This window comes from Nocardia sp. NPDC059177 (genome assembly GCF_042755165.1).
GTDB lineage: Bacteria > Actinomycetota > Actinomycetes > Mycobacteriales > Mycobacteriaceae > Nocardia.
The window spans coordinates 16,690-38,195 of sequence record NZ_JBHZBX010000019.1 but is presented as its reverse complement, the minus strand read 5'-3'; the positions used below and the strand labels follow the sequence as shown (position 1 = coordinate 38,195).

The window sequence follows — 21,506 nt, the reverse complement described above, 5'->3', positions numbered from 1 at the left end:
GGCGGATGCGCCCCGTCCCCGGCCCGCCCGGTCAGCGAGCGGGGACCGGGTCGGTGTCCCCGCTCGTCACCGACTCACCGAGCAACCGCCGGTAGGTGGGGCTGGTCGCGAGCAACTCCTCGTGCGTTCCGGTCGCCTCGACACGGCCACTGTCGAGGACCACGATCTGGTCGACGTGCCGCACGGTGTCGAGCCGGTGCGCGATGACCAGTACCGTGCGCCCCGCCGCCAGGGTCTGCAGGGCCGCCTGGATGCGGGCCTCGGTGTCGGGATCGACGGCCGAGACGGCCTCGTCGAGGATCAGCACCGGGGAGTCCTTCAGCAGTGCCCGCGCGATCGAGAGTCGCTGGCGCTGTCCACCCGACAGCGTCGAGCCGCCCTCGCCGAGCACGGTGTCCAGGCCGTCGGGCAGCGCCGAAACCACGTCGTCGACCTGGGCGGCGGCCAGTGCCGCCCAGATCTCGTCGTCGCTCGCCCGCGGCCTGCCGAGGGCGATATTGGCGCGGACGGTGTCGGGGAACAGGTAGACCTCCTGATGGACCGTGGTCACCGCGGCCATCACCCCGTCGCTGCCCACCGCGGGGAGCGGCTGCCCGCCGAGCAGGATCGCGCCGTGGTCGACATCCCACAGTCGTGCGGCCAGCGCGGCGATCGTCGACTTGCCCGCCCCCGACCGCCCGACCAGCGCGGTGACCGTCCCCGGTCGTGCCTCGAACGACACCCCGTCGAGCACCCGTTCATCGCCGTAGCCGAAGCCGACGTCGTCGAAGCGCAGCGTCGCGTCCGCCGGGGTCGCCGGGCGGTCCGGTTCACCGAGCACCGGTTCGTCCCACACCTCGGCGATCCGGGCCGCGATCTGTTCCTGATTGCGGCGATAGCCCGCGAGCGCGTTGAGTTCCTGGATCGGCTGGTAGAGCGCCAGCGCGAGGAACAGGAACAGCAGCAGGGTCGACCCGCTCACCTCGGCACCCCGGTAGAGCGCGGCCCCGGCCACGATCAGCACCACCAGCCCGCTCTCGACCGCGATGCTGCCCAGCGCGGTCGCCGGTGTCGCCCGCACCGACATCGCCACACTGGCGGCGCGCAACTGCTCGACCACCGCGCGATAGCGGTGCGCCACCGCCGAATCCGCGGCCCCGCGCAACACCGCCGCGCCCGAGGCCTGTTCGAGCAGCACGGTGGACGCGTCCGCTCGGACCCGATGCACATCGGCGAACACCCGGTGGTAGATCCGGTCGCTCCAGACCGTCACCGCGAGGAAGATCGGGATGCCGATCAGCGCGGCCAGCGCCAGTCGCCAGTCGATCACGGACAGGATCACCGCCGCGTACACCGGCTGTACGCACGCCGCGGCCACCTGTCCCGGCACGTTCTGGAAGTCGAGCATCGCGGTGTCACCGGTGATCACCGTGGCGAGCCGGCCGCGGTCGACCCGGCCGAGGAAGCCCATCGGTACCCGGCGCAACCGCTCGATGATCGAGAGCATCAGGTCGGCCTTGGCCCGGTCGGCCAGCCCCCAGACGAACAGGTTGGCCCACCGTGACAGCACCACCCGCGCGAGCATCCCGGCCACCACCAGGGCGCCCACCTGCCAGAGGAAGGTCGTGCTCAGCGCGCCGTCGAGCGCCCGGTCGACGACGAGGAACACCGCGGCCAACGGGACGCCGCGCACCAGCGATTCGAGGAGTATTCGAATCAAGCCGTGCCGCACCAACTCTCGCCAGCTGCGGCCGTACAGCGCGCGCCACTGCTTGCCGAAGGTCATCGTGGCGACACCCGTGGTGACCACCGCGCGGGCCGCGCGGGTCCAGTCGTCGATGTCAGCGGGCGGTGGTGGGGCCGGGATGGTGGCGTGCGCGGAGCCGGCGACCGGGTCGAGGCGCCACCCGGTGGCCGCGGTGTAGGCGGCCCACAGTGTGCGATAGGTGACGCTGTCGCGGGTGAGTTCGTCGTGGGTACCGATCGCGGTGATCGCGCCCCCGTCGACGACGGCGATCCGGTCGCTGTCGCGCACGGTGTCGAGGCGGTGAGCGATGGCGATCACGGTGCGGCCCGCGGTCACGTGCTCGATGGCGGCCAGGGTACGTCGTTCGGTCTCGGCGTCCAGCGCGGCGGTCGCCTCGTCGAGGATGACGATCGGTGCGTTCTTCAGCAACGCCCGGGCGATCGAGATCCGTTGCCGCTGACCGCCGGAGAGCCTGCCGCCGCCCGGTGGCAACTCCGCGTCCCAGCCACCGAGCTCCGCGGCCACGTCCGCCAGCTGGGCCGCTTCGCCCGCGGCGATCACCTCGGCATCGGTGGCGCCGGGGCGGGCGATGCGGATGTTCTCGGTGAGGGTGGCGGCGAAGATGTACTCGTCCTGCTGGACGTAGGCGACCAGCCGGGCGAGCGCTGCGGACCCGATCGCGCGCAGGTCGACCCCGCCGATCTCGACACTGCCCGACTCCGGATCCCACAACCGCGCGATCAACCGCGCGATGGTCGACTTGCCCGCTCCGGTCGGCCCGACCAGGGCGAGCGACGATCCGGCCGGCACGGCGAGATCGATCCCCGACAGCGCCTCGGTCTCGGCGTAGGCGAATCGCACCGCCCGCAGCCGCACATCGAAGCTCCGGGGCAGCACCGGCTCTGCCGGTTCGGGCAGGGCGGGTTCGTCGAGCATCTCGGTGATCGCGCCCGCGGCGAACTGGACGCGGATCAGCAACGTCGCCAGCACGCCGACCAGTCCGATCAGTGGTGACAGGTAGCCCAGGCACAGCAGCAGCATCAGGATCAGCGTCGGGATCGAAACCCAGCCGTGCACGGCGCCGATCCCGGCCACCGGCAGCATGGCCGCGACGGCGAAGCCGGTGCCGGCCAGCATGACCGAGACCACCCACGAGGTCGGCCCCGCCTGCGCTCTTCGCTGATGCTCGAAGCCGTCGAGCACGGCCGTGCGGGCTTGGTCGTAGCCGGAGTCCGGGCGCAGGAACCCGCGAATCACGGTGAGGCCGTTGAGATATCCGAGCACCGCGGAGTTCAGTGTGGTCAGGTGGCCGGCCAGCGCGACATCGGATTTCTGCGCCAGCGCCATCCCCGCGCCCGAGATCGCCACCAGGATCACCAGCGCGGCGACGGCGACGAGCGCGAGCCGCCAGTCCAGGACGAAGAACAGCACGGTGGTGGCGACGGGCACCGCGATCGCGGCCGCCAGATCCGGAACACCGTGGGCGAGTGCCTCTTCCAGCTGTTCCACATCGTCGTGCAGCAGCTTCTTCAGCTCGCCGGTCGAGCGGGCCTGTACCCGGCCCAGCGGGATGACGCGCAGTTTCTCGGCGAGCGCGAGCCGCAGATCCGCCAGCACCCGATAGGCCGCGACGTGCGCGGTGTGCGAGGACATGCCCGACAGTGCCGCGCGCGCCGCGATCGCGATGGCCGTCCACAGCGCGATGGCCGGAATCCGGTCCGGGTCACCGCCTTCGGTGAACAACTCCACCGCCACCAGGTAGACCGCCACGTAGGGCGCCAGGGCCAGCACGGCCGCGAGGACCGCGAGCAGGGCGGCCGCGGCGAGGCCGAGCCGGCGGCGGGTGATGACAGTGCGAAGGCTCATCGGGGAGGTCATAAGGCGAGGCTAAGCTCACTCGGTCATTAAATCAACAGTGTGTGTAATTTTATGGAGCGTCGCCGGTGGGTGGGTAGCGTGTTGTGGCATGACCACCGAGCGGCGCAGACGCGGCAGGCCCCCGCGCGACGGCGCGCACGAGCCGCTCACCAAGGAGCTGATCGCCCGGGTCGCGCTCGATATCGCGGGCGACGAGGGATTTCCGCAATTGACGATGCGCAGACTCGCCACTGAGATCGGGGTGACGGTGCGCGCGCTCTACAACGTGGTCGCCGACCGGCAGGAAGTGGTCGACCTGGCCGCCGCGCGGATGATGGACCTGCTGCCGCTGCACGCCTTCGACACTGCGGACTGGCGCGGCAGCATCCGCCGGGTCTATCAGGAGGCGCGCGCGGCCTACCGCGCGATGCCACGTGCCACGCTGATCTCCCTGGACGAGACAGTCACCCCGAGCGAGGTTCCGATCGCACGGGTCATCCAGCCGGAGCGGTTCCTGGCCTTCCTCGTCGACCTCGGGCTCTCGATCGAGGACGCGGTGGCCGTGCGGGGATTCTTCCTGGTCGAAGTGTTCGGATTTGCGCTGCTGGTGGACTACCGCTACGACCGCACCGACGCGCGGATGCGGCAAGCGATGTTTCATCCGGTGCCGAGCCCGTGGCTGGCTGCACACCCCGAGGTCGAGGCGCCGTTGTCACGCCGGATCGCCGAGGCGCCCGCAGGCACCGCCGACGAGCTGTTCGAGGCGCTGGTCGAGCGGGCGATCCGCACGATCGACCAGCTACGGCGGCGTTAGCCCGCGGCGTGGGCGGTCAGCCAGTTCGTGACGTCGCCGAGGACCTCGTCGCGCTCGGGCTCGTTGAAGACCTCGTGGAACAGTCCCGGATAGCGCAGCACCGTCAGATCGGTCGAGCCCGCGCCCTGTTCGAGGACATCGGCGCTCGACGGCGCCGCGATCACGTCGGCGGTGCCGTGCAGCACCAGCAGGGGAGCGGTGAGCGCGTCCAGGCGCTGTTTCACCAGCGCGGTGTGCTGCAGGATCTCCACCGCCGTGCGCGCGGGCAGCTTGCCGCGGAAGACCAGCGGGTCGTCGTCGTAGGCGCGCACCACCTCCGGATCGCGGCTGATCGCCGACGAATCCAGGGTCAGCACACCGATATTCGGGGCGATCCGGGTCAGCAGGGGAGCGGCCAGGCGCTGCACCGGATTGCCCAGCGGGATGTCCAGGGGTGGTGCCGACACCACGATGCCGTCCACGGCGACCGGGCCGCGGGTGGCCAGGTGCAGGACCACCAGGCTGCCCATCGAGTGCCCGAGCAGGAAACGCGGGATGCCGGGATGGGCGGCGCTCGCGAGCTCGAGCAGCGACGTGACATTGTCGGCCGCGCCCTGCATCGACCCGATATTGGCCGAGCGACCTGCCGAGAGCCCGTGGCCCACATGGTCGAGCGCGTAGACCGCGAAGCCCGCCGCCGCCAGCGTCGAGCCGACGTGCTCGTAGCGGCCGGAGTGCTCGGCGACACCGTGCACCAGCGCCACGACAGCGCGCGGCGCCGACTCGGGTTGCCATGCGCGCCAGGCGATCCGGCCTCCGTTGCCCGCGAACTCGCCGGTGTCGGTCGTCATCGCCGCTCTCCTGTGTGGTCGGGCGCCGGGGCGGCGAGCCGCTCGATCAGGCGCCGGTTGAACTCGATCAGCCGAGCGTAGTTGAGCCGCGAGATCCGCTCGTCGGTTCCGTGGATCCGCGCCAGGTCGGCCGCGGTGAGCACGATCGGCGCGAAGTTGCAGCGGGTGCGTGCCAGACCGTCGTAGTGCCGGGAATCGGTGGCGCCCGGCACGATCCCGGTCGTGGTGACGATGCCGGGCACGATCCCGGTCGCCAGTTCCGCGATCAGCTCGTAGGCCGGGCCGGGACCGGTCACCCGCGACGGTTCCGAGGCGGGTCCGACCAGGTCGATCGCCACGCCGAGATCCCGGATGACCCGCCGGCAGTGCGCCAGCACCGCCGCCACCGAATCACCGGGCAGGATCCGGAAATTCACCAGCGCCTCGGCACTCTGCGGCAGCACATTGGCCTTCACACCGCCGCTGATCACCGTGGGCGCCGTGGTCGTGCGGACCAGTGCCTCGGTGGTCGGGCCCGCGGCCAGGATCCGGGTGAGCAGCGGTCCGGTCAGCGTCGCCAGGCCACGGGTGCCGGTCAGTTCGAGCAGCTTGCGGCGGCGTTCGGGCAGCGCCACCCGCATCCGGGCGAGCATGTCGGTGATCACCGGCGTCAGCCGCAGCGGCATCGGATTGTCCTGCACCCGGGCGACCGCGCGGGCGAGCCGGCCCACCGCGGTCTGGCGCCCCGGCATCGAGGAATGCCCGCCGGTCTCGGTGACCGACAACCGCACGGTCGCGTAGCCCTTCTCGCCGAGCATGATGCTGGCCACCGGCCGGTCGACCCCGTCGGCGACGCCGTCGGTGATCACCCCGCCCTCGTCGAGCAGCAGCTCGGCGTGCACCCCCTCGGCCCGCAGATGCTCGGCCATCCGCACCGCGCCGCCGTCCCCGAACACCTCCTCGTCGTGTCCGAAGGCCAGGTAGACGGTGTGCCGTGGCCGGATCCCCGCGGCCAGCGCGCCCTCGACCGCTTCCAGCACGGCCAGCACCCGGCTCTTGTCGTCGATCGCGCCGCGACCCCAGATGAACTCGTCGTCGACGACGCCACCGAAGGGTGGATGGGTCCAGCGCTGCACATCGTCGACCGGGACCACGTCCTGGTGGGCCAGCAGGATCGCCGAGACCCGCCCGGTGTCGGCGCCGTCCCAGCGGTAGAGCCTGCTGCGGCCGAAACAGGTCAGTGTCAGCTGGGCGTGCACCAGCGGGAACGACGACTCGAGGTGCGCGGCCAGCGCCGCGAACTCCGCGTCGGCGGTCTGCGCCGGATCCTCGCGCGACACCGTCACACAGCGCAGTGCGGCGGCGAGCCGTTCGGCGGTGGCGTCGTCGACGCCGTCGGTGACAGGGGCGTGGACCGGATTCTGGGTGATCGGGCGCATCCGGTTCATTCTGGCCGGTCGGGGGCCGCCGCGCCGCGAAAAGACGTCCGAATCGCCGCGATCGTGGCGCAGGCGTCATGCGGTCCGACCGGCCGGTCGGGGGCCATCTAAGCTGACACCATGGCAGGAGGCAAGGGCGGCAAGCCGTCGAAGGAAGCCAAGGCCGCGGCTAAAGCGGCCCGTAAGCAGGCATCACGCGAACGACGTCAGCAGTTGTGGCAGGCGTTCAATATGCAGCGCAAGGAAGACAAGGCGCTGCTGCCGCTGATGATCGGCGCACTCGTCGCCACCACGGTGGTCTTCTTCCTGATCGGTCTGATCTTCGATCTGCAGTGGTTCCTGCTGCCGCTGGGTCTGCTGCTCGGTGTGCTGCTGGCGTTCATCATCTTCGGGCGCCGGGTGCAGAAGAACGTCTACCGCAAGGCCGAGGGCCAGGCCGGCGCCGCGGCGTGGGTGCTGGAGAACCTGCAGGGCAAGTGGCGCGTCGCCAACGGCGTCGCCGCGACGACCCAGCTCGATGCCGTGCACCGGGTGATCGGTCTGCCCGGCGTGATCTTCGTCGCCGAGGGCTCCCCGCAGCGGGTCAAGTCGCTCATCGCGCAGGAGAAGAAGCGCACCGCCCGACTGATCGGTGACACCCCCATCTACGAGGTCGTCGTCGGCAACGACGAAGGCCAGACCCCGCTCAAGGATCTGCAGAAGTTCCTCACCAAGCTGCCCCGCAATATCGACGTCAAGCGGATGGATCAGATCGAGGGCAGGCTCGCGGCCCTCAGTTCGCGCAGCGGCCCCGCGATGCCGAAGGGCCCGATGCCCCCCGGCGCCAAGATGAAGGGCATGCAGCGCGCGATCCGTCGCCGCTGAGCTGACCCGCGACGAGCCCGGTACCTGTCCAGGTACCGGGCTCGAGTCGTCTCAGCGGGCGTTGACCAGGGCCGTCCCGGTGGCGCGGTCGTGCATGCCGCGGCCGTCGGCGTCGGTGAACAGCGCGGGGATCACGAACACCAGCAGCACCTGCCTGGCCAGCGCGCGCACGAACCCGACCGCCACGGGGGCATCGATCCGCAGCACCCGCAGTCGCATGAAGTACTGGCCGGGGGTGAACCCGAACAGTGTCACCGCGGCGACGCCGACCACGAACCACACCAGCAGCGGCACCGAGGAGGAGGCGAAGCTGCGGGTGATCACCGCGGCCACGCCGACCGCGATGAACCAGTCGATGAACAGCGCGACGACCCGGCGCCAGGTGGCGGCCAGCGAGCCGGCGCCCTCGCGCGGCAGCCCGTAGAGCTCCCCGGGGTAACCGGAGGTTTCCTCGTCGCCGGGTTCGGTGGGGTTGCCGGAGAGCCATGTGCCGGTGATGCGCGCCATGCCCTCCAGGATAGAGGCGCGCTATCGACCGCCCACGACGGCGTTGGTGGAGGTCACGTGGTCGCACCGATCGGCGGATGGCAGGATTACCATGCATGTCGCACCGGGATGGCAGATATCACCCCTGCCGCCGGCACGCGTAACACTGGCGAAACACAGCCTTGACTGTAGGGAAACACCGCGTCCATAGCGTCAGCTGGCGACGAACCCCTCGTAGCGACTGCTCGCAGGTCGCTCGACATGGTCAGTATCGTGACTGGCTGGGAACCGATCCGTAAGGAGAACAAGTGACGTTCAGCACGGCCGAAGAGGTCATCCAGTACATCAAGGAAGAGGACATCGAATACGTCGATATCCGCTTCTCGGACCTTCCCGGCGTTCAGCAGCACTTCTCGATCCCGGCCAAGGCGTTCACCGCCGACCTGGCGGAAGAGGGTCTGGCGTTCGACGGCTCCTCGGTGCGTGGCTTCCAGTCGATCGACGAGTCGGACATGCTCCTGCTCCCCGACTTCAGCACCGCCCGGATCGACCCGTTCCGTGCCGCGAAGACCCTGAACCTGAACTTCTTCGTGCACGACCCGTTCACCCGTGAGGCCTACTCCCGCGACCCGCGCAACATCGCGCGCAAGGCGGAGGAGTACCTGCGTTCGACCGGTATCGCCGACACCGCGTTCTTCGGTGCCGAGGCCGAGTTCTACATCTTCGACGGCATCCGCTACGGCTCGGGCATGAACGGCTCGTTCTACGAGATCGAGTCGGTCTCGGGCTCGTGGAACACCGGCAACGAGTTCAACCCGGACGGCAGCCGCAACCTGGGCTACAAGGTCCGCAACAAGGGCGGTTACTTCCCCGTCGCCCCGTACGACCACTACGTCGACCTGCGCGACAAGATCTCGACCAACCTGCAGAACGCGGGCTTCGAGCTCGAGCGCGGCCACCACGAGGTCGGCACCGCCGGTCAGGCCGAGATCAACTACAAGTTCGGCACGCTGCTCGGCGCTGCGGACGACCTGCAGCTGTTCAAGTACATCGTGAAGAACACCGCGTGGCAGGAAGGCAAGTCTGTCACCTTCATGCCGAAGCCCCTCTTCGGTGACAACGGCTCGGGCATGCACGTGCACCAGTCGCTGTGGAAGGACGGCAAGCCGCTGTTCCACGACGAGGCCGGCTACGGCGGCCTGTCGGACCTGGCGCGTCACTACATCGGCGGCATCCTGCACCACGCCCCGTCGCTGCTGGCGTTCACCAACCCGACCGTCAACTCCTACCACCGTCTGGTGCCGGGCTACGAGGCCCCCATCAACCTGGTGTACTCGCAGCGCAACCGCTCCGCCGCGGTCCGCATCCCGGTCACCGGCAACAACCCGAAGGCCAAGCGCATCGAGTTCCGCGCGCCGGACTCCTCGGGCAACCCGTACCTGGCCTTCGCCGCCATGATGATGGCCGGCCTGGACGGCATCAAGAACAAGATCGAGCCGCTGGCTCCGGTCGACAAGGACCTCTACGAGCTGCCGCCCGAGGAGGCCAAGAACATCCCGCAGGCCCCCACCAGCCTCGCGACGGTCATCGACCGCCTCGAGCAGGATCACGACTACCTCACCGAAGGCAACGTCTTCACCGAGGACCTGATCGAGACCTGGATCCAGATCAAGCGCGAAAGCGAGATCGCCCCGGTCAACCTGCGCCCGCACCCCTACGAGTTCGAGCTGTACTACGACGTGTAAGTCGCAGCAGCCGATTCGTCGGTAGCAGTGCCTGAATCGCCCGTCCACGGATTCCGTGGGCGGGCGATTCGCGTTGCCCTGCCGGTGCTAGAAGCCGCCGGGCGACATGGACTGCACCGTGTGTGTCGTGCAACCGGCCGGCGTGGGCCGGCCGGCCAGGCGGTCATCGATCCAGTCCAGGACCGCGGGCGTCGCGCTGATCGCGAGGCTGACGTGCTCGCTCAGGCCGTCGCGGACCTGGGTGATCGGCGCCCCGGACGCGCACCACTGGGCCACCGCCTGATCGGTCTTGGTGATGTCGATGATCTCGTCGTGCACGGCGTTGTAGACCAGCAGCGGTGCGCTCGGCACCGTCGGGCCGAAGTCCAGGCCGTCGAAGGACGCCTTGACCTGCTCGATCAGTTGCGTGAAGGGGATCGTCAGGTAGTCGTCCAGGTTCAGGAACGCGTGCTGGGACACGTTCTGCGTCACGCATTTGCTGTCACCGGCCGCGATCAGGGCGCGCCCGGCGGGCGTCAGATACGTGTCGAAAGCCGCCGCCAGGCGGGGATCGGCGCGCATCATGCCCGGCAGCATCGACGGCAGGAAACCGGAGAACAGACCGGAGTTCAGCGTCTCCAGGTAGCTGGCCAGGGGCGCTGTCCAACCACCCAGGGCAGCACCGGTCAGCCGGAGTTCGGGAGCGTAGTCCGGCTGTACCTGCGCGGCCCAGCTGGTCCCGATCGACCCGCCGGAGTAGCCCGCCGCGGCCACCGGAGTATCGGTGCCGGACAGGCCGAGCGGCGCGAAACGCTCGGCGGCGCGTATCCCGTCGAGCACGAGGTACCCCGGCTGTCTCGGGGCGACCAGCGTCCCCTTCGGCCCCTCCCAGTCGGGGACGGAAATCGCGTGCCCGGTCGACAGCATCTGCTCGATCTGAATGAGATCCAGCGAGGAGTCGTACTTGTCCGGCGCACCTTGCCGCAGCACGTAGGAGGGCGCGCACTGGGGGGCCGAGGCATCGGTGGCAGGCTGGTAGCTGATCAAACCTTTGACCTGCCCGGTGCGTGGGCGCAGCACGGTCGTCACGGTCGCCATGGGCCTGCCGTCGGTATCGGTCGTCCGATACAGCAATTGCCAGGCGTCGGCGTTCTGCGCCTGCGGCGTCAGCGAGGCCACCTCGACGGGCCGCGAATTCAGGATGGTGCCCGGCGCCTGCGACTCCCAGCCCGACGGCGGGGTGTAGAACGGGTCGTGCTGCGGGGTGGTCAGCGGATCCGCACTGCCGACCGCCATGGGACCACCGGTCAAGCACAACACGGCCGACATCGCGATCATCGCCGAGCGCAGCCGACCACGTTTCACCACTGAATGTGCTGCATCACAAGCAGATACGCCACTGTCTGTCATTCGGACTTCCCTCCCAGGGGATCGCTGCCTGCGAGTCCCCCTGAAGGCAGTGAGGCTACCTCGCCCGATCGTGCTGAATACCTGATCCGGCAACAAGATCGCGCAAGTCCTGCTGATCGAGACCGGGCTGTCCGGACACGACCACGCCACCGATGGTCTGACGACGCGGCGGGCAGGGCGGCGCGCCCAGGGTTGTGGGGGCTGGACTCCGGGGTGGGGGCACGACATAGTCCAGGGGTGCGATGGGGTCTGGTGGTGGCGCGGATTGCGGCCGGTGTGGCGTTGGTGTTGGGGATGGCGGCGCCTGCGTCGGCCGAGCCGGTGAATGTGGCGTTCACGTGGACGCAGGAGTATCTGACCGCGCCCGACGGGACTCGCCTGCATGTGGATGTCCTGCGGCCGCCGGGGGTGGGGCCCGAGGAGAAGACGCCGGTGTTGTTGACCGCGAGTCCCTATCGGGCGCATCTGGCGTATCTGTCGCAGCCCCGGCCCGAAGGCGGTCCGTCGACGGACAATCTGCCGGTGGAATGGGCGCTGCGGTCCGGCTACACCTATGTGATCGTCGACCTGCGTGGGTTCGGCGGGTCGAATGGGTGCCCGGACTTCGGTGGTCCGGGGGAGCGCGCGGATGTCGCCGCCGCGGTCGAGTGGGCGGCCAGCCGCCCGTGGTCGACCGGGCGCGTCGGCGTGGTCGGCACCTCCTACGAGGGCTGGACCGGCATGATGGCCCTGGCCGCGAAGCCGAAGGGGCTGGCCGCGGTGGCCGCGTTCGAGCCGGTGGTGGACCCGTTCTCCTACCTGTACATGCAGGGCATCTCGTGGAAGTTCGGCGGAAAACCGTTGACCGAGGACGGTATCCGTCCCGCCGACACCGCAGGCCCGGAACACCTGGCGATCGCCGCCACCCCGGGCCGCTGGGACGACTCCCCGGAATATCAGGCCAATGCCGTGCAGATGACCCCCGACTGCGCGAACAGCTACCTCGCCCTCACCACCGACCACAACGGCGACAACCCCGGCTGGCGCGCCCGCGACATGGTGGATGCCCTGCGCGGCAACACGACTCCGCTGTTCCTCGGCCAGAGCTTCCTCGACTCCAACACCCGGGCCGACCGCGTCATCGAGGCCTGGCAGGCGCGTGGACCGGGCGAACACCGTGCCTGGTTCGGGCAGTGGGGCCACTCGGACTGCCGGTCCAAGTGCGGCACACCGCATTTCGCCGACGAGCTGTACGCCTTCCTGGACCGGCATGTGGCCGGCGCCGATATCGAGGTCCCCGGTCCGCCCGTCACCGTCGGTCAGTTCGACGGCGGCTGGCGTGGCGAATCCGTCTGGCCCCCTGCCGATTCCCACCCCGTCCCGGTCGCATTGCGCACCGGCACCTACACCGATCGCGGCCTGCTCCCCGGCCCCGACCGCGAGATCTGGTCGATCACCGACCCGCTCCCCGCGCCCCTCCACTTGGCCGGCCGCGCCACCGCCGCCCTCACCCTGTCGGGCCCGCCGCAGGCGACGGTCGCCCTCGAGCTCTACGACATCGCCCCCGGCGGCCGCGCCACCGTCATCACCCGCGGTATCGCCCCGGTCCGCCCCGACACCACCGTCCGCCTGCTCTGGCAGGACGCCCGCCTCGACACCGGCCACCGCCTCGGCGTCCGCATCACCGATGTCGTAGACAACGTCTGGTCACACACACCGGCCAATGCGACTGTCACCGTCACCGCCGCCCGCCTCGACCTCCCACTGCTCACCACACCCCGCGAGAAGAACCTCCCCGGCGGCGTCCCGACCTGGCACGAGCGCTGGCGAACGGTGGAAACAGTCGACCTCCCGCCGGACCTGCTCACCGACCCGGCCCACCGAATCGTGGTCGAGGAGCAGTAAACCTCACTGATTCGGTCAGTGAGCCGGGGTGCGGGCCACCACCGAAGACGCTGCCCCGGAACGTGTTTCGCTGCGCAACACCTGCGCCACCCGCTCCGGATGTGTCAGCTGCGGATAGTGCCCGGCGCCGTCGATGGTGATCACCGGATGGCCGGTGGATTCGACCAGCGGATCATCCGCACCGACCACGATCTCGACCGGAACACTGACCCGCGCGAGTTTCTCGGCGAGCTCGGCTCGTGACGCACCCGCCGCTCGCAGCGCGGCGAACGTCCGCCGCGCCACCCCCGGCCGACGCAGATTCGCCACCGCCGACTCCACCCCCGGGCCGACCGGAAGACCCAGCCGCGCAGCGAGTTTCGCCACCCGCATCCGCCGCACCACCTCGGCGACCAGCGGCGACCCGGTCCACCGCGCGGCGGGCGGCTGCAGGAACGCCGGCGAGATCAGTACCAGCCTGGATACCCGATCGGGATGCCGCAACGCGAATTCGACCGCGGCCCAGCAGCCATACGAATGCCCGACCAGCACCGGCCGCGTCCGTACCGGGGTCAGCAACTCCTCGACCCAGTCGCCGAGCGAGGAGTCCGATGCCGCCGACCGGCCGAGTCCCGGCAGATCGGCGGCCAATGTCGGCGCGTCCAGCTCGTGTGCCACCTCCGCCCATGACTCACTGTCGACCGGAATGCCGTGCAGCAGCACGTATTCAGGATCGGTCCGGTCGCCCGACAGCCAGGTCCCCCGCCGGAAACCGGAGTTCGGGGCCGGCGTGACGCTGCCGTTGCGGCTGGCCACGACACCGTCGGCGTAGGTCCGCAGCAGATCCGCGACCGGCGGGTGCTCGACGCCGAGCTGCCGCGCGACCGCCTCGGCCTCGGTCGTGTCGTAGCGATCGCTGCTGATGAAGGCCAGCGCCTCGGGATCGGCGTGGGTCAGCGCGCGCGGCAACCGGCGCACCACCGAAGCAGGCAGGGTGAAGCGCGGCGCCGCCACCCGCAGGTGCTCGGCGACGATCCGAATCAGTTCGGGCAGAACAGGAGTCGTCGCGTCGAGCAGGGGATAGGACTTCCCGGCGGTCCCCGGCAGGGTCGGCAACCCGGCGATGAACCGTGCCACATAGCCCAGATCGACCACCGGGATGAAGGTGTCGGCCGTCCCCGGCAGCGCGGGCAACTTGCCCTGCCACAGCGTGTCGACGAAGTCGGACAAACCGAAATATTGGCCCGGCCCCAGCACTCCGGAGGGATTCGCGAAGGTCAACGGAACGCCGCGTTCGGCGGCCAGCGCCCGCAGCACACCATCGGCCTCGACCTTGGACGCCTCGTACGCGCCCGCCCGGTAGTCACGCGGCCCGTTCACCGCGGCACGGTAGCCGGTGATGTGCACGACCCGTCGCAGATCCGGTTGCCGCGCAGCCCATTCCAGCACATGGACCGCGCCGTCGAGATTGACCCGGCGAGCGGTCTCGGCATCGAGCCCGAACTTCATCACCGCCGCCGCGTTGTACACATCGCGCACGCCCTCGACCGTGTCGCCCAGCGCCAGATCCGGTTCGGCGATATCGGTGGTGACGATCCGCAGGGCACCGGTGTCGATATCCTGGTCCGCCAGCCAGTTCCGCAGCCGGTCCTGGCTCCCGGCACGCAGCGCGGCGGCGACGGTGTGCCCGCCGCGCAGCAGTTCGGCCACCAGTGACCGGCCGAGGAAGCCGGCCGCGCCGAAAACGATCGAGTCGGTGTGAACCATGATGCCCTACTTTCAGTAGACCGATTTACATATTGTGAGCCGATGGGAACGGCCCGGTCGGAGCGCTACGAGCTCAGACCAGGGTGTCGATGGTGTCGGTGAGGCGGCGCAGCGGCTCGCGCGACCGGTGCGCCCGCGCGAGCACCAGCCCGCCTTCGACCAGCGCCAGCGCTACCGTGGCGACCCGCTCCGGTTCGGGATGCCCGAATCCGGTCAGCCGCTCCCGCAGTGCCTCTTCCCAGAGCCGGTAGGTGGCCGAACAGGCTTGTTGCACAGTGTCATTGGTGGATGCGGTATCCAATGCGACGGCGGCCACCGGGCATCCGACCTGCCAGTCCGAGGTCTCGAGCTGATCGCCCAGCAGTGTCACGATCTTGCGCGCGAGGTCCCGCGCGTCGGTCGCCTCGGTGGTGCGGATGATCGCCGCGATATCGGTTCCGCTCTCGCGCAGTGCCGCCGCCACCAGTTCGTCCTTGCCGCCGGGGAAGTGGAAGTACAGCGATCCGCGTGGCGCGCCGCTGGTCTGCACGATCTGATTCAGTCCGGTGCCGAAGTAGCCGTGCGACTCGATCAGTGATCGCGTCGCCTTGATCAGCTTGCAGCGGGTTTCCGTGCCCTTCGCGCCCATAGGCCTAAACTAGACCGGTCTACATATTTATGCAACCCGCACGCTGCGAGCGGACCGCCGGCGTGTGAGTTCAGGCGAGGAGTTCGGCGGCGGTGGCGCACAGCCGGTCGATGATGGCCGCCGCCGGCTCGATATGGGTGACCAATCCGACGCCCTGCCCCGCGTCGACCGGCGCCAGCCGCGGATCGTCGGCGGCGATGGCGGCGCGCAGACTCTCCGTGGACGGGCGCTTGTCGTCGTCGAGCCACGGATCGGTGAACTCGTTGCGCAGCACCCGCGCCGGATAGATCGGCGGCCACGGCAGATCGAGTGCCTCGTCGAACGCGGTGGTGAGGACCGTGCCGGTGGAGTCGGCGGCGAGCATGGCCAGCCGGGCCGGTTCGGGCAGCAGCGATTCCTCGGCGGCGGCCAGGCAGGTACCCAGCCACGCGCCCGCCGCGCCCGCCGCGAGCACCGCCGCCAGGGAGCGGCCCGAGCCGATACCGCCCGCGGCCAGCACCGGCACGGTCGCGATCTCGAGCACGGCATCGAGCAGCGGCATCAGCGCCATCCGGTCGGCGCCGTGACCGCCGCCCTCGTTGCCCCGCGCCACCAGGATGTCGACGCCGGCGTCCTGCGCCCGGTGCGCACCGGGCGCGTCATAGACCTGGGTGACGGCGCGAATACCCGCCGCCTGCACCTGCGGTACCCAGGAGAAATCGCTCCCGAAGCTGACCGAGATGATCCGCGGCCGCGCGGCGATCGCGGCGTCGAGCAGCCCGGATTCGCGGTGCCGCACCCACTCGACCAAGCCGATCCCGTCGACCGAACCCTCGGCGAGCGCCAGTTCACGCTGCAACGCCTCGACCGAACCCGCGCTGCCCATCCCGATCATGCCGAGCCCACCGGCCGCCGACACCGCGGCCGCCAGCCGGCCCCCCGCCGCGCCGCCCATCGGGGCATTCACCACCGGCACGCGCAATCCCATCGAGCGAGACCAGGTCGTCGACAGTTCCAGCTCGGGCATCGGTGCGCCTTTCTCCCGGGACAGTGCCGCGTCCATCATGGCAGCCGATCCAGCCGGCGGGGCGGCGGCCACGCCCCGGCTCTCGACGACCACGCCGCCGACCGCGTATCTTCGACGGCACCACCGCCACGACCCGACGGGAACGCGATGACGATCAGGGACCGTCTCGACCAGATGATCGCCGAACCGCCCGCGGTCTTCGGCGAACCCGTGGACACCGCCGACGGCTCCGTCGTGATCACCGTCGCGCGCGGTGGGGGATACCTGCGTCAGCCGCGCCCGGTCGGCGTGTTCGTCATCCACGAGGGCCGCGCGCACTGGACACCCGCGGTCGACTCGAATCGCATCGCCCAGCTCGGCGAATGGATCGGCCTGCTCACCGGCGTCATTGCCGCGCTGGCGGTGCTGCGTCGTCCGCCGTGGCCGGACCTGCGTGTTCGCTGCGACTGAGCGCGGGCAGCGCGAGCGTTTCGAACCGCTGCCAGGCCTGCCCGGGTGACAGCGGTTCCGCGGGATCGATCATCTCGGCCAGCAAGCCGACCATGCCCCACGACAGGAACGCGATCGTGCCCGCGGGCTGCTCGCCGACGATCTCACCGATGAGCTCGGCGCAACTGCGCCGATAGGAACGCAGCACGGTCGCACTCGCCTTCGGCCCGACCAGCGGCTGGTAGACCCCGGGATAGTGCGCGGCGAGATGGAACATCACCCGTAGCGGCGCGAGCACCGAACCGGGGACGGCGGCGCGGGTGATCTCGCGGCGCAGATACTCGGTGCAGCTGACCAGCAGCAGGTCGTCCTTGTCGCGGTAGTGCGCGTAGAAGGTGGATCGGCCCACGTCGGCGCGGGCGATGATGTCGCTGACACTCACCTTGTCGTAGCCACGTTCGATCATCAGCTCGATCAGTGCCTTGTGCAGGGTGTCCCTGGTGCGGCGGACGCGGCGATCGGCGTGCTCGGCCATGCGCTCCTTCCCGGACGGATTCGGCGGAACTGTCCGGAAACGGACGATACCGGCGAACTTGCTCCTGGTGGCATGCGCGCAGGCGCGGCGACCATGAACGCATGTCCCGAAACCAGCTTCTCACTCCCATGTTCGTCGACGACGCGGGCACCGGCCTGGTCATCGCCGGTCTGCGCCGCTACAACGTGTTCACCGCGCTGTTCTTCCTGGGCAGGCATCGTCGCCTGCTGCGCGAGTTCGTGGCACTGTCGGGCGCGCGTCCCGGCGAACACGCCCTCGATATCGGCTGTGGCCCCGGTAAACTCGTGCGCGCGCTCGGCGCGGCGGTGGGATCGCGCGGTACGGCGGTCGGTGTCGACCCCTCGGCCACCGCGATCGCCGACAACCGCGGCCGGGATCGTGCCGCCCATCATCGCTACGAGGTCGGACCGGCGCAGGAGCTGCCACTGCCCGACGCGGAATTCGATGCTGTCACCTGCACTTTCGTCATGCACCACATCCCGGAGCCGCAGCGCGCGGCCGCGCTGGCGCAGATGTGGCGGGTGCTGCGGCCCGGCGGCCGGTTGCTGCTCGCCGACGCGTCGCCCACCCCCCGGATGCGGGCGGTGCTGTCGGTGTTCCACGACGCCGACGCCTTCGTCCAGACCGACATCCGCCAGTACACCGACCCGCTGCGCGACCTCGGCTTCGCCGAGCTCACCTACACCCAGAGCCGGGACCAGACCGGCATCCTCACCGCGGTGAAGCCCGCCCAGCTGCCCTGATCGGCGGTTTCTGTCGGTGTGCTCGACTAGGGTCGGTGACGACGAAACATTCGAGCACGGGGGTGCCACATGGAGTTCGACAGCGTTGCGCAGCAGGAAGCCGAGGCCCGCGAGTTCGCCCGCGCGGCGCACGGTGACCAGAAGTACGGGCAGTCGCCGTACATCACCCATCTGGCCGCCGTCCGTGGCGTCCTCAGCGACTTCGGCTACGACGGGGCGCACGGCACCGCGGCCTGGTTACACGATGTCATCGAGGACACCCCGGTCACCGCCGAGGAGGTCGAAACCCGTTTCGGCCGTGCGGTTCTCGACCTAGTGTGGGCGGTCACCGGTGTCGGCACCGACCGCAAGGCCCGCAATCTCGACGCCTACGCGAAGATCGCGGCGCACCCGCCCGCCGTCATCCTCAAGCTCGCCGACCGCACCGCCAATGCCGAGGCCAGCCCGCCCGACAGCGGCTGGATGGGCATGTACCGCACCGAGCACGCCCTGTTCAAGGCCCACCTCGGCGATCTGCTCGCCGACGACCCCACTGTCGCCCGCATGTGGGCCCGCCTGGAACGCCGCCTCGACCTCACGGTCAGCCCGCCCACCATCGAGCAATGGACCGCCATCGACGAGCTCTTCGCCGCCGGACAGCGGGATGCCGCCATGGACGCGGTCCGCGCCGCTTTCCAGTGCGACCGGGTGGAAGCCGAACAGATCCTGATCGAACGGAGCTAACCGAGTTCGCGCAGCGCGGCCGTGGCGGCGACCGCCAGCACGGCATCGGTCACCTCGCGGGCGGCGCCGCCACCGCCGGGTCCGGCAGCACCGGGTAGTGGCCTGCGGGCGGAGAGATGGATGGCGTCGACACCGGTGGCGTGCAGGGCGGGGATGTCCGCGACGCGGATGCCGCCGCCCGCCATGATCTCGATCCGGCGGCCCGCGTGCTCGACCATCGCGGTCAGGGCGGCGAGGCCGGCGGCGCAGGTGGGTGCGCCACCGGAGGTGAGGACCCTGCGCACGCCCAGTTCGGTCAGCGCGTCCAGTGCGGCACGGCGATCGGGCACCTGATCGATCGCCCGGTGGAACGTGACCTGAACCTGTCCGGGCGGACGCCGTCGACCAGCCGGGTCAGCGTGGGCACATCGAGTTCGTGTCGCTCGGTGAGCGCGCCGACTACGACACCGGCGGCACCCGCCGCCACGGCCGCGACCACGTCGGCGGCCATGACGGCCACCTCGTCGGCGTCGTAGGCGAAATCACCGGGGCGGCAACGGATCAGCACGTGCACCGGAATCCCGGTCGCCACCGCTGCCTCAATCAGTCCGCTGCTCGGCGTGAGCCCGCCGGTGCTGCCCAGTGCCGAGCACAGCTCCACCCGGTCCGCGCCGAGCTGCCCGGCGAGCCGGGCGCCCGCCACGTCCTGGACCGCGAACTCGAGCGCGGTCATCTCAGAACGACTGCCAGGCGGGCTTGTTGGCGAGGGCGTACTTGTAATAGCCGGCCAGTTTCAGTTTGCTCGCCGCCGCCTCGTCGACGACGACGGTGACGTGGCGATGCCATTGCATGACCGAGGCCGGGCAGAACGCCGACAGCGGACCCTCGGCGGCGGCCGCGATAGCGTCGGCCTTGCCCGCGCCGAGCGCGATCATCACCAGATGCCCGGCCTCGCAGATGGTGCCCAGGCCCTGGGTGAGCACATGATGCGGCACGTCCTGCGGGCCGTCGAAGAAGCGGGCATTGTCCTTACGGGTCTGCTCGGTGAGCGTCTTCACCCTGGTCCGCGAGGTGAGCGCGGAACCGGGCTCGTTGAATCCGATGTGCCCGTCGGTGCCGATCCCGAGCAACTGCACATCGATTCCGCCCGCCGCGGCGATCGCGGCGTCGTAGCGGCGCCCCTCACCAGCGATGTCGCCGGCTTCGCCGTTGGGGCTCAGCACCCGCGCGGCGTCGAGATTCACGTGGTCGACGAACTCCGAGCGGATCACCGAGAAGTAGGACTGCGGATGCTCTTTCGGCAGCCCGACGTATTCGTCGAGCAGGAACGCGCTCGCCGTGGTGAAGTCGAGCACGCCCGCCTGGTACCGGCGCGCCAGTTCCTGATAGCTGCCCAGCGGCGAGGACCCGGTGGCCAGCCCGAGGATCGCGTTCCCGCGCTCCACATACCCGCCGACGATATCGGCGACCGTGCGCGCCACCTCGTGTTCGTCCGCCCGGATGACGATTTCCATCAGCTTCCCTCCGTTCCGGCGACGAACACCCGTCGCGGCTGCAGTGACTGGTCGGTGACGAGCAGGTCGGCCCGCGCGCCGACCGTCAGGGTGCCGCGGTCCAGGCCGAGCACGCGCGCGGGTGTGCGGGTGGCGGCGGTGACCGCGGCGCCGAGCGGAACCCCGGCTTCCCGCACCGTCCACCGCAGCACATCGAGGAGCCGGGCCGTGCCGCCGGCGATGGCGCCCGGTGATCCGTCGACGGTGGCGAGCCGGGCGACCCGGTCGCGCACCCGCACCTCCAGGGCCCCCAGCCGGTAGTCGCCGTCGCTCATTCCCGCCGCCGCCATCGCATCCGAGACCAGTGCGATCTGGTCCGGCCCGACGGTGTCGAACACCATCGCTACGGTTGCCGGCGCCAGATGCACACCGTCGGCGATCAATTCGACCACCATGTCCCCGCGCCCGGCGGCCGCGAGGCAGGCCGCGACGGGCCCGGGGGAGCGGTGATGCAGTCCGGGCATCCCGTTGAACAGGTGTGTCGCGGTGATCGGGGCACCCGCCGCGGCGCGGATCCGGGCCGCGGTGGTGGCGGCGTCGGCATCGGTGTGCCCGAGACTGGGCAGCACACCGTGACGGCGCATGGCGGCGAGCAGTTCGTCGAACTGCGCGGTCTCCGGCGCCAAGGTCATCGACCGGACGGTGCCCCGCGCCGCCGCGACAATCCGCTCGAACAGTGCCGGATCACCGGGGATGATCGCGGCGGGATCCTGTGCGCCACACCGTGTCGCATTGATGAACGGCCCCTCCAGATGCACCCCGAGCAGCACGCCGTCCTCGACGAGATCGGCCAGCATCGCCGCCTGCTCGACCAGCACCTCGGGCGGCGCCGACACCAGACTCCCCAGCAAACCGGTGCTGCCCTGCCCACGATGATGCGCCGCCGCCACCCGCGCCCCAGCCGCATCCGCATTGGGAAACCCGAACCCGGCCCCGCCGTGACAGTGCAGATCGATCAGTCCCGGCAGCACCAGATCCGGGCCTGCGTCCGGAAGACGCTCGGGCGCAGGATGATCCGCCGCCGCACCGACCCAGGTGATCCGGCCGTCCACGAACTCCACGACGCCGTCGGCGATGTCTCCCGTCGCTGCCCCGACGAGCCGACCACGAAGAATCCCGGTCACGGCACG

The 21,506-nt window shown here is 70.1% G+C and carries 18 protein-coding genes and 1 pseudogene; 7 read left to right on the top strand and 12 right to left on the bottom strand.

What is annotated here, in order from left to right:
• Positions 1-31 precede the first annotated feature (31 nt).
• Positions 32-3,592 carry an ABC transporter ATP-binding protein gene (locus ACFXK0_RS22260; RefSeq protein ID WP_379412552.1) on the bottom strand — a complete coding sequence of 1,187 codons (3,561 nt, stop codon included), beginning with the start codon at positions 3,590-3,592 and terminating at the stop codon, positions 32-34.
• Between the two features lie 100 nt (positions 3,593-3,692).
• Between ACFXK0_RS22260 and ACFXK0_RS22255 the strand changes: the two genes are divergently transcribed.
• Positions 3,693-4,397 (top strand): TetR/AcrR family transcriptional regulator, encoded by a 705-nt coding sequence (locus ACFXK0_RS22255; RefSeq protein WP_379412551.1) that lies wholly within the window; start codon positions 3,693-3,695, stop codon positions 4,395-4,397.
• Here the strand turns inward: ACFXK0_RS22255 and ACFXK0_RS22250 are convergent.
• Positions 4,394-5,227: an alpha/beta hydrolase gene (locus ACFXK0_RS22250; protein WP_379412550.1), complete on the bottom strand. Its 834-nt coding sequence runs from the start codon at positions 5,225-5,227 to the stop codon at positions 4,394-4,396. The two genes, ACFXK0_RS22255 and ACFXK0_RS22250, sit on opposite strands and share 4 nt — an antisense overlap.
• A complete protein-coding gene (locus tag ACFXK0_RS22245) occupies positions 5,224-6,645 on the bottom strand; it encodes a M20/M25/M40 family metallo-hydrolase (protein ID WP_379412549.1) in 1,422 nt (473 codons plus the stop codon). The genes ACFXK0_RS22250 and ACFXK0_RS22245 overlap by 4 nt, the downstream gene beginning before the upstream one ends.
• 120 nt (positions 6,646-6,765) lie before the next feature.
• Between ACFXK0_RS22245 and ACFXK0_RS22240 the strand changes: the two genes are divergently transcribed.
• The gene (locus ACFXK0_RS22240) at positions 6,766-7,509 is read left to right on the top strand and encodes a DUF4191 domain-containing protein (protein ID WP_379412548.1); all 744 of its coding nucleotides are present in this window, start codon (positions 6,766-6,768) and stop codon (positions 7,507-7,509) included.
• A 51-nt stretch (positions 7,510-7,560) separates the two neighbouring features.
• Here the strand turns inward: ACFXK0_RS22240 and ACFXK0_RS22235 are convergent, their stop codons facing one another.
• A complete protein-coding gene (locus ACFXK0_RS22235; RefSeq protein WP_379412547.1) occupies positions 7,561-8,016 on the bottom strand; it encodes an RDD family protein in 456 nt (151 codons plus the stop codon).
• Positions 8,017-8,303: 287 nt separating this feature from the next.
• Between ACFXK0_RS22235 and glnA the strand changes: the two genes are divergently transcribed.
• Positions 8,304-9,740, top strand: coding sequence for a type I glutamate--ammonia ligase (glnA, locus tag ACFXK0_RS22230; protein WP_379412546.1), 1,437 nt, complete (start codon positions 8,304-8,306; stop codon positions 9,738-9,740).
• An 87-nt stretch (positions 9,741-9,827) separates the two neighbouring features.
• On the opposite strand, the gene ACFXK0_RS22225 is transcribed toward glnA, so the two are convergent.
• Positions 9,828-11,084: a lipase family protein gene (locus ACFXK0_RS22225; RefSeq protein ID WP_379412545.1), complete on the bottom strand. Its 1,257-nt coding sequence runs from the start codon at positions 11,082-11,084 to the stop codon at positions 9,828-9,830.
• A 282-nt stretch (positions 11,085-11,366) separates the two neighbouring features.
• Here ACFXK0_RS22225 and ACFXK0_RS22220 point away from each other — a divergent pair, with 282 nt between their 5' ends.
• Entirely contained in the window at positions 11,367-13,013 is a 1,647-nt protein-coding gene (locus ACFXK0_RS22220; RefSeq protein ID WP_379412544.1) for a CocE/NonD family hydrolase, read from the top strand.
• Between the two features lie 15 nt (positions 13,014-13,028).
• Here ACFXK0_RS22220 and ACFXK0_RS22215 read toward each other — a convergent pair whose 3' ends face one another.
• The 3 genes from ACFXK0_RS22215 to ACFXK0_RS22205 form a co-directional block, all read right to left on the bottom strand.
• The gene (locus ACFXK0_RS22215) at positions 13,029-14,759 is read right to left on the bottom strand and encodes an alpha/beta fold hydrolase (protein WP_379412543.1); all 1,731 of its coding nucleotides are present in this window, start codon (positions 14,757-14,759) and stop codon (positions 13,029-13,031) included.
• Positions 14,760-14,832: 73 nt separating this feature from the next.
• Positions 14,833-15,387 carry a TetR/AcrR family transcriptional regulator gene (locus ACFXK0_RS22210; protein WP_379412542.1) on the bottom strand — a complete coding sequence of 185 codons (555 nt, stop codon included), beginning with the start codon at positions 15,385-15,387 and terminating at the stop codon, positions 14,833-14,835.
• A 70-nt stretch (positions 15,388-15,457) separates the two neighbouring features.
• Positions 15,458-16,393 (bottom strand): NAD(P)H-dependent flavin oxidoreductase, encoded by a 936-nt coding sequence (locus ACFXK0_RS22205; RefSeq protein WP_379412541.1) that lies wholly within the window; start codon positions 16,391-16,393, stop codon positions 15,458-15,460.
• Positions 16,394-16,540: 147 nt separating this feature from the next.
• On the opposite strand from ACFXK0_RS22205, the gene ACFXK0_RS22200 reads away from it, so the two are divergent.
• On the top strand, positions 16,541-16,843 hold the full coding sequence (locus ACFXK0_RS22200) for a hypothetical protein (protein WP_379412540.1): 303 nt from the start codon (positions 16,541-16,543) through the stop codon (positions 16,841-16,843).
• On the opposite strand, the gene ACFXK0_RS22195 is transcribed toward ACFXK0_RS22200, so the two are convergent.
• The gene (locus ACFXK0_RS22195; RefSeq protein ID WP_379412539.1) at positions 16,779-17,357 is read right to left on the bottom strand and encodes a TetR/AcrR family transcriptional regulator; all 579 of its coding nucleotides are present in this window, start codon (positions 17,355-17,357) and stop codon (positions 16,779-16,781) included. The genes ACFXK0_RS22200 and ACFXK0_RS22195 overlap by 65 nt on opposite strands.
• A 101-nt stretch (positions 17,358-17,458) precedes the next feature.
• Between ACFXK0_RS22195 and ACFXK0_RS22190 the strand changes: the two genes are divergently transcribed.
• A complete protein-coding gene (locus tag ACFXK0_RS22190; RefSeq protein WP_379412538.1) occupies positions 17,459-18,121 on the top strand; it encodes a class I SAM-dependent methyltransferase in 663 nt (220 codons plus the stop codon).
• A 69-nt stretch (positions 18,122-18,190) separates the two neighbouring features.
• Entirely contained in the window at positions 18,191-18,844 is a 654-nt protein-coding gene (locus ACFXK0_RS22185) for an HD domain-containing protein (RefSeq protein ID WP_379412537.1), read from the top strand.
• On the opposite strand, the pseudogene ACFXK0_RS22180 reads toward ACFXK0_RS22185, so the two are convergent.
• The 3 genes and pseudogenes from ACFXK0_RS22180 to ACFXK0_RS22170 all read right to left on the bottom strand — a co-directional run bounded on the left by ACFXK0_RS22180 (position 18,841) and on the right by ACFXK0_RS22170 (position 21,500).
• Positions 18,841-19,556 (bottom strand): annotated as a pseudogene (locus ACFXK0_RS22180) (copper homeostasis protein CutC). The gene ACFXK0_RS22185 and the pseudogene ACFXK0_RS22180 overlap by 4 nt on opposite strands.
• A 1-nt stretch (position 19,557) precedes the next feature.
• Entirely contained in the window at positions 19,558-20,337 is a 780-nt protein-coding gene (gene nagB, locus ACFXK0_RS22175; protein ID WP_379412536.1) for a glucosamine-6-phosphate deaminase, read from the bottom strand.
• Positions 20,337-21,500, bottom strand: a complete 1,164-nt coding sequence (locus ACFXK0_RS22170) for an N-acetylglucosamine-6-phosphate deacetylase (RefSeq protein ID WP_379412535.1) — start codon at positions 21,498-21,500, stop codon at positions 20,337-20,339. Before ACFXK0_RS22170 ends, nagB begins: the two co-directional genes overlap by 1 nt.
• Positions 21,501-21,506: the final 6 nt, after the last annotated feature.

Excerpts from the sequence above, each read along its gene's own strand:
- ACFXK0_RS22240 (WP_379412548.1), top strand. The coding sequence starts at position 6,766 with ATGGCAGGAGGCAAGGGCGGCAAGCCGTCGAAGGAAGCCAAGGCCGCG.
- ACFXK0_RS22260 (WP_379412552.1), bottom strand. The coding sequence starts at position 3,592 with ATGAGCCTTCGCACTGTCATCACCCGCCGCCGGCTCGGCCTCGCCGCG.
- ACFXK0_RS22185 (WP_379412537.1), top strand. The coding sequence starts at position 18,191 with ATGGAGTTCGACAGCGTTGCGCAGCAGGAAGCCGAGGCCCGCGAGTTC.
- ACFXK0_RS22215 (WP_379412543.1), bottom strand. The coding sequence starts at position 14,759 with ATGGTTCACACCGACTCGATCGTTTTCGGCGCGGCCGGCTTCCTCGGC.
- ACFXK0_RS22190 (WP_379412538.1), top strand. The coding sequence starts at position 17,459 with ATGTCCCGAAACCAGCTTCTCACTCCCATGTTCGTCGACGACGCGGGC.
- ACFXK0_RS22195 (WP_379412539.1), bottom strand. The coding sequence starts at position 17,357 with ATGGCCGAGCACGCCGATCGCCGCGTCCGCCGCACCAGGGACACCCTG.
- ACFXK0_RS22205 (WP_379412541.1), bottom strand. The coding sequence starts at position 16,393 with ATGCCCGAGCTGGAACTGTCGACGACCTGGTCTCGCTCGATGGGATTG.
- nagB (WP_379412536.1), bottom strand. The coding sequence starts at position 20,337 with ATGGAAATCGTCATCCGGGCGGACGAACACGAGGTGGCGCGCACGGTC.
- ACFXK0_RS22255 (WP_379412551.1), top strand. The coding sequence starts at position 3,693 with ATGACCACCGAGCGGCGCAGACGCGGCAGGCCCCCGCGCGACGGCGCG.
- ACFXK0_RS22235 (WP_379412547.1), bottom strand. The coding sequence starts at position 8,016 with ATGGCGCGCATCACCGGCACATGGCTCTCCGGCAACCCCACCGAACCC.
- ACFXK0_RS22210 (WP_379412542.1), bottom strand. The coding sequence starts at position 15,387 with ATGGGCGCGAAGGGCACGGAAACCCGCTGCAAGCTGATCAAGGCGACG.
- ACFXK0_RS22200 (WP_379412540.1), top strand. The coding sequence starts at position 16,541 with ATGACGATCAGGGACCGTCTCGACCAGATGATCGCCGAACCGCCCGCG.
- ACFXK0_RS22250 (WP_379412550.1), bottom strand. The coding sequence starts at position 5,227 with ATGACGACCGACACCGGCGAGTTCGCGGGCAACGGAGGCCGGATCGCC.
- ACFXK0_RS22245 (WP_379412549.1), bottom strand. The coding sequence starts at position 6,645 with ATGCGCCCGATCACCCAGAATCCGGTCCACGCCCCTGTCACCGACGGC.